The sequence below is a fragment of the uncultured Mesonia sp. genome (genome assembly GCA_947499595.1).
GTDB classification, from domain to species: domain Bacteria; phylum Bacteroidota; class Bacteroidia; order Flavobacteriales; family Flavobacteriaceae; genus Mesonia; species Mesonia sediminis.
Map to the genome: position 1 here is coordinate 85,428 of CANMOY010000001.1, position 14,403 is coordinate 99,830.

Genomic DNA, 14,403 nt, shown 5'->3' on the forward strand with positions numbered 1-14,403 from the left:
ATAAATATTGAAGTTAAAAATATATATGATAAAGTTTATAAACGTAGCTAACAACGATAGTTATCGTTGTTAGAAAAGCTAAAGGTGTTATCCATTTATGGTAGTTTTTAAAAGGGTAAATCTTGTTTACAAGTAAAAGTAGTAAAAAAATCAATAAAGGATAAAGACCAGGATACATCAAAAAGCTCTCCTTAAGGTTGCCTTCACTTAATAATAATACAGCCCGCTGACCGCCGCAACCTGGACATGGGAAAGCGAAAAACTTTTTGGTATAACAAGTAAGTAGATAATCTTCCAAAATATCTATTTGTTGTAAATGCTCACTTTTTGGGTAAATGCGTTTTGATTCTCATCTACAATTTGTACAATATAAATTCCTGCCGCTAGGTTTTGGGTTGAGAAGCTATAATTAGAATTGCTTCCTAGTTGGTTTTTAAAAAGAATTCGCTTACCCATCATGTCAAAAACACGTACTGCCGTTATGCTAGCGTTATTGGGGTTGCCAATATTTAACGTCTGCAAACTGTTATTTTGGGTAATAATAAAATTGCTTCCTTCTAATTCATCAATACCCAAGCGTTGATCTTTAAAAGCTAAATAAAATCTGTTGTGATGATTCCCTGCTGGTAAATTGATATTAAAATACTTGCCGTCATTTATTTTATTATACATTTTATATTGGGAATCATAAATGTAAATATGCTCTAAATCGATGTGTTCTTGATTATTGATTTTAAAAGTAACCTCTTTATCTTCATTTAAAGAAATATAAAGTGGTATATGCTCGTCTTGGTTAAAGGGTCGCACATCAATTACATAATTCCTGTTGTTATTAAAAATACCGGCATCAGAATTTACGGCGTCTATATTGGCCGCATCCATAGCCATGTCAACACCAGTTGTCGCGGCATCATTAAAGACTACGGCAACTTGACGTGTATACAGGTTATCAAACACAAAATTAAGACGTAATAGGGGTATGCTGTCCGTTGGGCTAGAGCTGGATATTGTCTTCTGTCGATCAAAATTAGTATTATCCTTCCCTTCTGGTTGGTAAACGCGGTGAGAGTTGTTAAACCGAATCGCTTCTAAGGTCCCAGTATCGGGTGCTTGTACAAAAAAACCTTGAGCAATGGGTATAAACTTTCTATTTATATCGAGACTGTTTGTTCCGTTACCACTACCAATAGGATTCCCGCTGGCGTCATAATTGTAAAACACCGCATTGGTATAGGTCCCACCTATACAACTGCCATTGGGAGAGAATGCAGCATAGCCACCATTGTAATCTCTAAGATTGTGAGATTGTACCCTGGGGTCACTGTCCCAGAAATAAGCCACACCAGTGGTTGCATTTCGCCGTGTGATACTCAAATTACAATCAGTAGGGGAAGCTCCAGTTGAATTTTCAATTAAAAACTTAGATAGAAAGATAGCAGAAGGGTAGGGATTACCTAATAAGGCAATGTCATTAGCTGAAGTAAAGGTGGTTACCTGTATGTCACCATTATTAGGTCTACCTCTAAAATCATAACGTTGCGCAGAACCGGGATTGTTTTGTACGCCATAAAGTGTAAAATTGTCGGTTCCGTCAACTCCTTTCATAGTAAAACCTTCACCTGGATAAATGTTATTGACATCTTGTACAGATATCCAATTAGCGTATGCGTTACCCGATTGATTGATGTATTTAAAAATCCAATATTTAGCCAAATTTAAAACAGCAGTCGAGTTATTTGGAGTTGTATTAGTTGTCGTACTGTTGTATCCTGAAATTATATTTACACCAGAACTTTTTAATCTAGAATTGGGAGTACTCAATTCATTAATACCAAAAGATAAATTTCCTACAGGATTACCATTGCTAATTAAGCCAACGGGTGCACCCCAGTAATTATAGGCATACTGGTCGGCAGCTCCTTCTTGAAAAACAGATAAAGTACCATTTCCTTCATTGGCTACATCATCTTCTTGTATAAATTGGGCGTTATTCCGTAAATAAATGTTGGCAATTTCTGTATCTGAGTTGCGGGTAAGTAGCAGTTTCCCGGTACTAAATAGATAACCTCCTTCTACATATATATAGTTTGTGGGGCTTTCGGTATTATCATCACCCCCCTTTACGGATATTTGAGCAGAGATTAGCCCGTACATAAAAAAACAAAAAATAAATAATATTGGCCGCATGACTAGGTATTTTATTCAAAAATAATATATTTGAGTTGAAATCAGATATAAATTAAGCAATTAAAATTTATATTCAATAATTAACTGTTATGCTAAAGCTGAAATACATTTTGCTTTTTTTAGCCTTAATCGTTTTGGTGAGTAATTTGTTTATAGAAAAGTATAACGTTTTTCTTAATGTTGCTGGCATCATTTTATTGATGTTGGCTTTGTATCAAATTAATAAATGCTTGAGCAGTAATAACAAAGAAAAACAACCTCATGAATTTTAAGCCAGGAGATGAAGTTGAACTTATAGATGAAAATCTTAGCGGTTGGGTAGAGGATGTTTCTGGCAGTAGTTTAACCATTCAAACGTCAGATGGTTTTATTTTACAGGTAGAATCTGATGAAGTAATAAAATTAGAAAACGCAAGCTTAAAGGTTACCGAGGCGGAATTGCGACAAGCTTTAAAAGAAAAGCAACCCAGTAAGCGGAAACAAGTTATAGCCAAAAGAAGGGAGAAAACTATTCCCGCTATAGAAATTGATTTGCATATTGAAAAATTGACTCATCGGGTAAATCGATTGGACAAGTATGATATACTTAATCTTCAGATTGATACGGCTAGGCATCACTTAGAAAAGGCGATAAAAAATAGAAATCAACGCTTGGTTTTTATTCATGGTGTTGGAGAAGGAGTGTTGAAACAAGAGCTTAGAACCTTATTTAGCCGATATAACCAAGTAGCATATGAAGATGCAGACAGCACCAAGTATGGTTTTGATGCGGCCACAGCCGTATATATTTATCAAAAATCAATTTCCTAGTTTGGATTGATTTCGGTAGTTACGTTGGCGCTTTCTTCAAAACTTCCAAGAATTAGCTCCTCAATACTTATGCTTTCATTGGCGTTTAAATTTTTGAACGTAAAATTTTTCGCTGTTACAATGGTTTTAAATCTTCTAAGAATAGTATTGTCCTTATAGAGATTTAGAATTAATTCACCCTGGTCTGCGGGATCCAAATAATTAGGGATTCCATTATTGTTGGTGTCATCGTCGGTAGGGTTTAAAATTACGTCCTCACCGGCTTCCGCATTGAGATCTTCATTACGTGTTAGAATACCATCATTATCATCATCTTCGTCCAAATAATTAGGGATACCATCTTCATCTGTATCCGGAAAATTTAAATTGTCTAGCGGTTGCCCGATTAACGAAATTTCTATCGAGGTACTTACGTTGTCGTTATCGTCATCCATATCGAGATAATCGGGTATACCATCGCCATCGGTATCTTGGTTACTGCTTCTTCCTTCTTGATTATCTGGTATGCCATCACCATCTGAGTCTTCGGTTAAAATTGCTTGTGTAATAAAATCAACACTTCCTCCATTGTCAGCTTCATATTCTTGAGTGATATTATTATTTGCTGGTGGTACGCTATTGCAGAAATAAGAAGCGCTTATAGGTTGAGAAAATGCCCTGTAGGTCAATATATTGCTGGAACTAATAGGGTAACTCTGGGTGCGTTGCTCACTTAGATCACTTATAATAGGACTAAAATTTGAATCATTAAACTTAAAAAATATACTTTCATCGGGACTTGTGTTAATACTAAAGGCCACCGTTGTATTGTTGTTTTGACAATAAGCAAGCTTATTATTTTCATCAAATAAAAAGTTGGTCACAATGAGGTCTCCGTCGTCGCAGGCTTGTAATACCCCTGCAAAAGCTAAAAGTAGGATTATTTTTTTCATAACAACAAATTTAATTATTTGAGTAATTTAAAAGGCGTAAAAAGAATTTTAAATACTTATTTTCGCAAAAAAAATATTTTCGCCCTATGAGAAGTGTATATTTAGATAGTGCCGCAACGACACAAGTTAGACCTGAAGTAATTAAGGAAATGACTAGCGTACTTGAAGATAGCTTTGGTAATCCGTCTTCAACACATGCTTTTGGTAGAAAAGCCAAGGCTTATATGGAGAACGCGCGCAAGGCCATCGCTAAGCATTTAAACGTTACCGCTGCAGAGATCATTTTTACTTCTGGTGGGACCGAAGCCGATAACCTAGCCTTAAATAGTGCTGTTCGTGATTTAGGCGTTAAAAGAATTATTACCAGTAAGGTAGAACATCACGCTGTCTTATATACGGTTGAACAGCTTAAGCATTGTTATGATATTCAAGTAGATTATGTAGCCATAAAGCCTTGCGGTCAAGTAAATCTTGATCAATTAGAGGAAATGCTAAAACAAGATAGCCCAAAAACTCTGGTAAGCTTAATGCACATTAATAATGAAATAGGAACTATTTTACCTTTAGAGAAAGTAGGGCAGATGTGTAAAGCTCACGGCGCTTTATTTCACAGTGACACCGTGCAAAGTATCGGGCATTTCGATATAGATTTAGATGCATTACCAGTGGATTTTACCGCGGTAAGTGCTCACAAATTTCACGGGCCAAAAGGGGTAGGCTTTGCTTATGTGCGAAAAAATTCAGGCCTCAAGCCATTGATTTTTGGAGGTGCACAAGAACGTGGTGTAAGAGCTGGTACAGAGAGCGTTCATAATATTGTAGGAATGCAAAAAGCTTTAGATTTGGCTTATGAGCATTTAGAAGAAGAAAAGCAATACATCGAAAAATTAAAAAAAGACTTTATCAATGCTTTAAAAGAAAATGTACCTGGGGTAAAGTTTAACGGCAGTTGTTCAGACTTTGATAAAAGTACTTACACTTTGGTGAACGTATGCTTGCCCGTAGCTCAAGAAAAAGCGGTATTACTTCTGTTTCAATTAGATTTAAACGGAATTGCTTGTTCTAAAGGAAGTGCCTGTCAAAGTGGAAGCACCAAAGGTTCACACGTACTTTCTCAAGTTTTAAGCGATGAAGATCTTGAAAAACCCTCAATTCGTTTCTCCTTCTCGGCATATAACACCAAAGAGGAATTAGATTATGTGGTTGATGTACTTAAGAAATTTGTTGAAGAGCACCATTATTAATTATATCCTATTTAAAACCGACAGCTTTTGCTAGTCGGTTTTTTTACGGATTTATACCGTGCTAAAAATTAAATTGGCAACCGCTTCATCGTCAAGCCATTTTAAATAAACTAAAAGGAGTATCTAGTTAATTCTAAAAACGCATACTCATTCTAAGATTGAATACTCTAGGCGTTAAATAATTAGGTACCGAATATAATCGTTTGGAATAAACATCACGAACATAGGTGTTAGTAATTGAATTTTGACGATCAAAAATGTTGAAAATTTCAAAACCGATACTTAAATCCTTAAAAGATTTGAGCCAATTGGGTCTTTCTTCTTTTTCCTTTTTAGAAGAATCTACTAAAACGTATGAGAAACCAGCGTCTACGCGATGGTAATTATCTAAACGAACTTGGTAAACATAGGGGTCGGCATAATTGGGTACACCCCCGGGTAAACCTGTGTTATACACCATGTTTAGGTATAACTTGAGTCTTGGAATATTGGGTACATAATCTTGAAAAAGAATGGCAAATTTTAGACGTTGATCGGTTGGTCTTGAAATATAGCCTCGATTTTCAATATTTTCTTCTGTTTTTAAGTAGCCGACACTCACCCAGCTTTCGGTTCCTAAAACAAACTCACCATTTAAGCGAAGATCGGCGCCGTACGCATACGCTTTAGCATTGTTTTGCGCTGCATACCGAATGCGAACATTTTCTAGGGTGTAAGGATTTACATCATTTAAATTTTTATAATAAGCCTCGGTAATTAATTTGAAGGGCCTTTTGCCTAGCTTAAAACTATAATCATTTCCGGCGACAATATGTATAGCTTGTTGAGCCTTTACTTTTGGATTTACCGCACCTGTTTCACCGCGAAGTTCTCTGTAAAATGGAGGTTGGTAATAAAATCCGCCCGAAAGGCGAAAGAGCATATCTTTTTCCCAGTTGGGTTTTAAAGCTATTTGTGCTCTGGGGCTTATTACATTGTAGGCTTGTTTGTCAATGCCTTTTCCTTTTACTTGCCAGTAGTGGCTTCTCACGCCTGCATTTAGCCAAAAGTCGGCCTCCTTTATCTTAGTTTTATAGCTGTATTGTGCATAAGCTTGAATTCGATTAATTTGGGTTTCGTTATAGGCTCGAATGGAGTAGTAGGGAGCCAAAGGAGCTTCAAAAGCTTCGTAGGGCTGATTATTTTCAAAACCTTCTAGTGGTGGACGAATGGAATAGCCAGCGGAGTCTATGATTTCATATTCCTGAATACGATCACGAATATTTTCGTGTGTATATTTTAAACCGTAGCTAATTTCACTATTTTCTATGGTAATTTTACCTTTATGTTGAAAATTAACAATAAGAGCGTCTAAATCATTACGTGCGTGGGTTAATTGACCGCCTACGCCTTCTGTAAACTCAACTTCACCTAAATCGTCACTACCAATATTTGTATTGGGCTGTCCTAATCTATACTCGGCCAAAATGTCAAAGTACTCTTGCTCTTGGGTATTATAGATTGATCCAATAAAACTGGTTTCAAAATTGGCGTTAAGCTGATAATCTGCCTTTAAGGCTGCCAGGTAGGTTGTGTATCGATCTTCTTCTTGCCCTTCGTAAAATACTTGAAGTGCCTGAGCTTCTTGTATGGTACCAAATTTTGTCTCCTTGAATTTAGGTTCATAGCGGTAATCATTAAGCGAAATATTACCCAAAAAGCTTAAGCTGAATTTTTTTGAAAATTGATAAGTAAGATAAGTTTGTGCATCTGCAAAAATGGGGTTAAAGTCTACCTCTGTTTCTTTACTGTTTACAAACAAACCATTGTTGCGATAACGTAAACCTAATATAGCAGTTAATTTTTTATCATTTGAAATGCCTTCAACACTGGCACTCGCCCCAAGCATACTTAAATCAAGTGATGCCCCAAAATTAGTTGGCCTGCGATAAGTAATATCTAGAACAGAAGATAATTTATCGCCATATTTGGCTTGGAAACCTCCCGCCGAAAAATTGACATTTCTAACCAAATCGGTGTTTACAAAACTAAGACCTTCTTGCTGCCCAGATCGTATCAAAAACGGTCGATAGACTTCGATTCCGTTTACATACACAAGATTTTCATCATAATTTCCTCCTCTTACAGCATATTGCGTACTAAGTTCATTATTGGAGGAAACACCAGGTAATGTCTTTAGTAGGTTTTCTACCCCAGCATTGGCACCAGGGATTCTTCGAATCGTTTCTGGTTCAATTGAGGTAATACCTTCTACCTTGTTGCGACTAACACCTGTAATAACTACACTTCCTATTTGTTCAACATCTGTTTTGAGAACCGGATTAAATTCTTTGGTTTCACCCTCTTGAAGTTTAAATTGCACTTGCATTGGTGCTAAGCCCAAATAACTAAATTTAACCCTGGTAATTTTATTGGCCGGTAAAGTTAAGGTGTAAAACCCATTTATGTTGCTTTGGGTTCCGTTGGTTGATGTACTGATATTTGCTCCTACAACGGGTACGTTGTTTTCATCTAGGATTATGCCTTGTAGCTGTGCTTCTTGACCCAAGGAAATAAATCCGTAAAGGAAAAAGAGCCATAAGAAAAAATTCTTCAAAAGATTAAGGTTTAGTTTTTCTGTAAAATATGCCCTCAAAGGTAGTGCTATTTCCTACATTATCTATAACAATTAATTGTAAATGGTTTTCAGTATCTACAACGGCACCATCTTCAAAATAGTGTGTAAGCATATTGGTTTTGTAATCATATTCCATTAAAATAAATTTACCGTTGACCGTTGCCCGGTAAGCTTGGATGTTTGTCAATTCATCTTCAATTTTAAATTGAAGTACTTTTTCTTTACTCATCCATTTTTTATTCACAAAATTTACCGGTTCTATTTTTGGGCCTTCCCAATCTTGCTTTAAAGTATACTTACCAAAAGTTCGGGTTCTTATGGTGAAACGATTTGGTTTTTTATAGGTTTTGACATAATAGGCTTTCCCCCAATCTGTTAATCGGGCGATATACATTTTTTCTTTGTCTTCTGTTTTATAACCGCTCACGTCAATACCAAGAGTGAAATTCTTATGAAGTGGGGTTTTATCGTTATGAATCTTAATGTAATCTTCCTCTGCTTTTATATCGAGGTAAGTATCATCATAAAGAGCGTTTTTTGGAATGTATATATCATAAATGCCCTCCTCAAAAGCGATGGCATGATTGGCCTTAACTAAATAATCTGTTTTAAGAGGGGTAGGGGTTTTTATTTCTTTTTTATCTCTTTTTATAGCTTGAATAGGTAGTGTGATTTCGGTGGTATTATTGGCGAAATCGGTAATTACTATTTTATAGTTGTAATCCAGTTCTTCTTCAAAATTTATTAACCCATTACTGCCAGTATGTTCTAGCAAACTAAGTGGGTTGTTTTTTTCGATAAAAAGTTTTTGAATCTTTTTTTTATCGCTTTTGTAAAACTCATAGTCGATAAAACGATTGATGTATCTGCTTTCTGCAAAAGAAAAAATATCGAAGCTTGCCGTAAAAATTTTTTCTCCGTTTAAATAAGTTTGTATTTTATAAATACCGTTTTTATTGTAGGCGTTATTTAGTAAATCGCGACTTATCACCCCAAACCCGATCTTTCCATACGCCTGAATTGGTTCGGTGGTATAGCGGTGATTTCCTTTGTGTATTGGCCTTAGCTGAATTCTACCTTGTTGACTTTCTATATGGCTATTTTCATCTAAAGTATAAGCATAAAGCCCTTCTAGAAGTGGGGCGTGATTATCGGGAACTGTAAATCCAAAATTTAAAGCATTCATTGGTTTTTGCGCTTCATCACGAATTTCAAAATGTAAATGAGGGCCCCCACTACCGCCGCTATTTCCGCTAAGAGCGATAAGTTCTCCTTGTTCAACGGGCAGTTCGTTGGCCTTTGGAAAAACTTCTACTTCATACTGCTCTTTTTCATACTGTACTTTACGGATGTATTTTTGAATTTGCGGAGCAAATTTATTTAAATGGCCGTAAACGGTCGTTAGACCATTAGGATGTTTTATGTAAATGGCTTTGCCATATCCAAAGTGAGAAATTTTTATACGACTCACGTAACCCGAAGCACTGGCTAAAACATTTAAACCAATACGTTGATGTGTTTTTATATCTAAACCACTATGAAAATGATTGCTTCTAAGTTCACCAAAAGTTCCTGATAAAATTAATGGAATTTCTAATGGGCTTTCAAAGTAATTCTCTTTACCGCCACTTCCAGTTGATTGCGCTCTTGTATTTAGGCAAAAAAACAATGTGAGTGAAAAAAAGAAAATGCTATAAATTATACGCATAGTTTGAGTGAGTAAAAGTGTTGATTTTCAAATTTAAAAAATATAACCGTAGTAAATTACAAAGCTTGACATTAAAAATATAAAGAAAATCTATTGAGGTTTCAATTAGGAATATTAACTTTGTGCAAGAAGCAATAAGTACTTTGTAGATGACAAAATTGATTGATGTTGTTGAAAGCCTGCGTGTTAAAGTTAGTCGCTTAATACAAAAAAATCAATTGTTGGAGCAGAAAAACGAAGCCTTAAGAGAGGCCTTAGCTAAAAAAAAGCAAGAGGTAGCTTTGTTAGAAACAGATTTGATCCAACTGAAGCAAAAAAATGCTACTTTAAAATCTGCAAATGCCTTGCTTGGCAGTAAAGAATATAAAAGAGAGACAAAACTCAAAATAAATAGCTTGATAAAGGAGATAGATGATTGTATTTATCATCTTTCAGAATAGAAAAGGAGCATGAATGATAAGCTGAAAATTAAACTTTCTATAGCCGACAGGGTTTACCCTTTAAGCATAAAACCCGAGCAAGAAGAGGGTTTACGCAAAGCGGCAAAAAGTATAGAGGGGGTGATCAAGCAATTTGAGCAAAGTTATGCGGTTCGAGATAAGCAAGATGTACTCGCAATGTGCGCCTTACAATTTGCAGCAAAACTCGAACAGCAGTCAATAAATAGTGATAAAGAGATAGAGTGGTCTAAAGAAAAGTTGGTTGAATTAGAAAACAAAATAGACCTACATTTATCTGAACGTTCTTAAAAATAAATTTTTTTACTGCCTGTATTGGTTATTTATATTTGATAAACTCAACACTTATTCTTTTAAAAAGGGTGAGTCTAAGTTGTAAAAGCGCGCCGTCTAGAGCGGATTCTTGATCAGCTTGTTAGCCCTAAACTTGTTTAAAGGAGTTTATACAAAATCTTTGCCGATACAGGCTTTTTTTATTTATATATATAACAATTATGGAAATATTAAGTATTATTATTGGCGCCCTGGGGGGTGTTATCATAGGTGCAATTGCGGTTTATTTTTGGTTAAAGTCAAATCAAGAAAAAGATGCTAATTCGATTGTTGCCGAAGCAAAAAAAGAAGCCCATGCCATTGTAAAAGAGGCAAATGCCGAGGGAGAAAGTAAAAAGAAAGATAAAATACTTCAGGCTAAAGAGAAATTTATTGAGCTAAAAGCCGAACACGAAAAAGTAATCTTATCTCGTGATAAAAAAATAGCCGATGCAGAAAAAAGAACACGTGATAAAGAATCTCAAGTATCAAATGAACTTTCAAAAAACAAGAAGTTAAACAAAGATTTAGAAGCTAAGCTTAAGGATTACGACTACAGAACTTCTTATTTGGAAAAAAAGCAAGAGGAAATAGACAAGATTCACCAAAGTACGGTAAAACAATTAGAGGTGATTAGTGGATTAAGTGCAGAAGATGCTAAGGCTCAACTCATCGAATCGCTAAAAGAGTCGGCAAAAACCGATGCGATGGCTATTATACAAGACACTATAGAGGAAGCTAAGATGACAGCTCAACAAGAAGCCAAAAAAGTGGTAATTAGTACTATACAGCGTATAGGAACCGAGGAAGCTATAGATAATTGCGTTTCGGTTTTTAACTTAGAGAGCGACGATGTTAAAGGCCGAATTATTGGTAGAGAAGGAAGAAATATACGAGCCTTAGAAGCCGCTACTGGAGTAGAGATTATTGTAGATGATACCCCAGAAGCTATTATTCTATCTTGCTTTGATTCGGTTAGAAGAGAAATTGCTAGACTTTCGTTGCATAAATTAGTGACCGACGGTCGAATTCATCCGGCACGTATAGAAGAAGTGGTTAAAAAGACCAAAAAACAAATTGAAGAAGAAATCATTGATATAGGAAAACGTACTGTAATCGATTTAGGAATTCACGGTTTGCATCCAGAATTGATCAAAACGGTAGGCCGAATGAAGTATCGATCTTCTTATGGTCAGAATTTACTACAACACTCAAGAGAAGTGGCTAAACTTTGTGGTGTTATGGCCTCTGAGTTAGGTTTAAATCCTAAATTAGCTAAAAGAGCCGGACTTTTACATGATATTGGTAAAGTGCCCGAAACCGAAACAGAAACACCACACGCTATTTTAGGAATGCAGTGGGCAGAAAAATATGGTGAAAAACCAGATGTTTGTAATGCTATAGGAGCTCACCACGATGAAATAGAAATGACTTCTTTATTGTCGCCAATCATACAAGTGTGTGATGCTATTAGCGGAGCAAGACCAGGAGCTAGAAGACAGGTCCTAGATTCATATATTCAACGTTTAAAGGATCTTGAGAATATTGCCTTTGGTTTTAATGGCGTGAAAAAAGCCTATGCGATTCAGGCTGGTCGAGAATTACGTGTAATTGTTGAGAGTGAGAAAGTGAATGACGAGAAGGCTTCAAATTTGTCTTTTGAAATTTCACAAAAAATTCAAACAGATATGACTTATCCTGGTCAGGTAAAAGTTACCGTAATCCGGGAAACCCGCGCAGTCAATATTGCAAAATAAGCAAAGGCTTTTCAAATAAATCAATCCACTTTAAATGTATTTTAAGGTGGATTTTTTATTTAAAAAACTCAAAAAAAACCGCCATTGAAGCTTTTTCGAAATAAGAAATAGAAGGCGAAGATTAGAAATAGAAAGGTGATATTTAATAGCTGTTTATATGTTATTGTAGCGACTCACTTAATTTTATATCCACAAAAAATACAGTATCTTTAGCTTTAAAAAGTAAAATGAAAACAACAACAGGAATAGGTATAGCCATTTTAATTTTATTTGGTGCTTGCCAAGAAAATTCTCAACAACCTAGAAAAGAAAAAGAAACCTTGAATCAAGCAGTGCTTTTAAATGACTGGGAAGGGCCTTATGAAGGTGTACCGGCTTTTGACAAAATGAAGGTGAACCAAATCAAACCTGCTATTAAGCAAGGTATGGCTTTACACCTAAAAGAATTAGATAGTATAAGCAATCTAGAAAGTGAACCGAATTTTGAAAACACTATTGTAGCCATAGAAAAAGCGGGTAAGGCTTTAGATAGAGCTTTTACTTACTATGGTATATATAGCAGCAATAAATCCTCAGAAGAATTTAGAGCCGTACAAAAGGATTTAGCCCCTCAAATAGCAGATTATCAGTCTAATATTCTCCAAAATGAAAACTTGTTTAAAAGGATTAAGCAAGTTTATGATAACGCACAAAAAAATCCGCTTGACGAGCAAAAACAGCGCACACTAAATTTAATTTATGAGCGATTTACTATGAATGGTGCCAATTTGTCAAAAAATGATAAAGAACGCTATGCACAAATTCAAAAGGAGTTATCTGCACTTTATACCGATTTTTCAAACAACGTATTAGCCGATGAGGAAAATTATGTTGTCTTTTTAAATAAAGATCAGTTAGATGGTCTTCCTAATTCATTTATAAAAGCAGCTGCTACTACGGCAGAAAAGCAAGGAAAACCAGGAGCCTATGCTATTGTGAATACAAGATCGTCAATAGATCCTTTTTTAACTTATTCAGAACATCGAGATTTAAGAGAGAAGGTTTGGAAGAATTATTATTCCCGTGGCGACAACAATGACACCTATGATAACAAGAATATAATTGCTCAAATTTTAAAATTAAGAGATGAACGAGTGGCATTATTAGGGTTTGATAATTATGCATCTTGGAGGTTGCAAAATAGGATGGCAAAAACACCTGAAGCTGCAATGGAATTAATGCTGAATGTTTGGCCAAAGGCGGTAGATAGAGCCAAAGAGGAAGTTGCCGATATGCAAAAATTAGCCGATAAACTGGGACACGAAATTCAAATTAAGCCTTGGGATTATCGCTACTATGCCGAAAAAGTAAGAAAAGAAAAATATGATTTAGATGGTGAAGAAATCAAACAATATTTAGTGCTTGACAACCTAAAAGAAGCTCTGTTTTTTACTGCCGAAGAATTGTTTGGCTATCAATTTGAGCCCGTGAAAGAAGGCAGTGTTCCTGTTTTTCATGAAGATGTTGAAGTTTATGAAGTGCGGCAAAAAGATAGTAATAATTTGGTTGGGCTTTGGTACTTAGATCCGTATGCAAGACAAGGAAAACGCTCGGGAGCTTGGGCTACTACTTATCGAAGTAGAACCAAGCTAGAAGGTAATAAGCCTGTATTAGCATCGAATAATTCTAACTTTATTAAACCTGCACCAGGAGAACCTGTTTTGATTTCTTGGGATGATGCCGAAACCTTTTTTCACGAATTTGGTCACGCACTTCACTTTTTATCGGCTAAGGTAGATTACCCTACTTTAAATGGAGGAGTTCGTGATTATACCGAATTTCAATCGCAGTTATTAGAGCGTTGGCTATCTACAGATGAGGTGATAAATAGATTCTTGCGTCACTATAAAACAGATAAAGTTATCCCTCAAGAATTAGTGGCAAAAATTAAACAGGCCGCTACTTTTAATCAAGGCTTTGCCACAACAGAATTCTTAGCATCGGCACTGATAGATATGAAACTGCATATGACAGACCCTACCGATATAGATATAGCTGATTTTGAAAAGAAGACATTAGACAGCCTTGGTTTACCAGAACAAATAGTTATGCGTCATCGCACGCCGCATTTCGGGCATATATTTGCAGGCGAGGGCTATGCTGCCGGCTACTATGGCTATTTGTGGGCAGATGTGCTTACATCAGATGCGGCAGAGGCTTTTGCCGAAGCTTTTGGCGGATTTTATGATGAACAACTAGCAGATAAATTGGTTCGTTATTTATTTGCCCCTAGAAATGCTATCGATCCCGCCGAAGCTTATCAGCTATTTAGAGGAAAAGAGGCCGATGTGGAAGCGCTTTTGCGTGACCGCGGATTTGCTAAAAAAACCAAAAATTAA

Annotated in this window: 11 protein-coding genes and 1 other RNA gene; 7 read left to right on the plus strand and 5 right to left on the minus strand. The window is 35.9% G+C overall.

Annotated elements, in window-relative coordinates; translation table 11 throughout:
- Positions 1-13: 13 nt before the first annotated feature.
- Positions 14-298 carry a DUF2752 domain-containing protein gene (locus ACH2AZ_RS00380; RefSeq protein WP_394906132.1) on the minus strand — a complete coding sequence of 95 codons (285 nt, stop codon included), beginning with the start codon at positions 296-298 and terminating at the stop codon, positions 14-16.
- A 5-nt stretch (positions 299-303) separates the two neighbouring features.
- Positions 304-2,187: a T9SS type A sorting domain-containing protein gene (locus tag ACH2AZ_RS00385; protein ID WP_394906133.1), complete on the minus strand. Its 1,884-nt coding sequence runs from the start codon at positions 2,185-2,187 to the stop codon at positions 304-306.
- Between the two features lie 261 nt (positions 2,188-2,448).
- On the opposite strand from ACH2AZ_RS00385, the gene ACH2AZ_RS00390 reads away from it, so the two are divergent.
- Positions 2,449-2,997, plus strand: coding sequence for a Smr/MutS family protein (locus tag ACH2AZ_RS00390; protein ID WP_394906134.1), 549 nt, complete (start codon positions 2,449-2,451; stop codon positions 2,995-2,997).
- On the opposite strand, the gene ACH2AZ_RS00395 is transcribed toward ACH2AZ_RS00390, so the two are convergent.
- Positions 2,994-3,929, minus strand: a complete 936-nt coding sequence (locus ACH2AZ_RS00395; protein ID WP_394906135.1) for a hypothetical protein — start codon at positions 3,927-3,929, stop codon at positions 2,994-2,996. The genes ACH2AZ_RS00390 and ACH2AZ_RS00395 overlap by 4 nt on opposite strands.
- Before the next feature lie 86 nt (positions 3,930-4,015).
- Here ACH2AZ_RS00395 and ACH2AZ_RS00400 point away from each other — a divergent pair, with 86 nt between their 5' ends.
- Positions 4,016-5,173 carry a cysteine desulfurase family protein gene (locus ACH2AZ_RS00400; RefSeq protein WP_394906136.1) on the plus strand — a complete coding sequence of 386 codons (1,158 nt, stop codon included), beginning with the start codon at positions 4,016-4,018 and terminating at the stop codon, positions 5,171-5,173.
- A gap of 133 nt (positions 5,174-5,306) precedes the next feature.
- Here ACH2AZ_RS00400 and ACH2AZ_RS00405 read toward each other — a convergent pair whose 3' ends face one another.
- Positions 5,307-7,769, minus strand: a complete 2,463-nt coding sequence (locus ACH2AZ_RS00405; protein ID WP_394906137.1) for a carboxypeptidase-like regulatory domain-containing protein — start codon at positions 7,767-7,769, stop codon at positions 5,307-5,309.
- A gap of 4 nt (positions 7,770-7,773) precedes the next feature.
- Positions 7,774-9,498 carry a M23 family metallopeptidase gene (locus tag ACH2AZ_RS00410; RefSeq protein ID WP_394906138.1) on the minus strand — a complete coding sequence of 575 codons (1,725 nt, stop codon included), beginning with the start codon at positions 9,496-9,498 and terminating at the stop codon, positions 7,774-7,776.
- Positions 9,499-9,647: 149 nt separating this feature from the next.
- Between ACH2AZ_RS00410 and ACH2AZ_RS00415 the strand changes: the two genes are divergently transcribed.
- The 5 genes from ACH2AZ_RS00415 to ACH2AZ_RS00435 all read left to right on the plus strand — a co-directional run bounded on the left by ACH2AZ_RS00415 (position 9,648) and on the right by ACH2AZ_RS00435 (position 14,403).
- Positions 9,648-9,938 carry a hypothetical protein gene (locus tag ACH2AZ_RS00415; RefSeq protein ID WP_379045015.1) on the plus strand — a complete coding sequence of 97 codons (291 nt, stop codon included), beginning with the start codon at positions 9,648-9,650 and terminating at the stop codon, positions 9,936-9,938.
- 9 nt (positions 9,939-9,947) lie between these two features.
- A complete protein-coding gene (locus tag ACH2AZ_RS00420; protein WP_147862672.1) occupies positions 9,948-10,247 on the plus strand; it encodes a cell division protein ZapA in 300 nt (99 codons plus the stop codon).
- A 45-nt stretch (positions 10,248-10,292) separates the two neighbouring features.
- A non-coding RNA gene (gene ssrS, locus ACH2AZ_RS00425) (6S RNA) lies at positions 10,293-10,399 on the plus strand.
- Positions 10,400-10,450: 51 nt separating this feature from the next.
- Complete coding sequence (rny, locus tag ACH2AZ_RS00430; protein ID WP_394906139.1) at positions 10,451-12,025, plus strand: ribonuclease Y; 1,575 nt, start codon at positions 10,451-10,453, stop codon at positions 12,023-12,025.
- 227 nt (positions 12,026-12,252) lie between these two features.
- Positions 12,253-14,403, plus strand: a complete 2,151-nt coding sequence (locus ACH2AZ_RS00435) for a M3 family metallopeptidase (protein ID WP_394906140.1) — start codon at positions 12,253-12,255, stop codon at positions 14,401-14,403.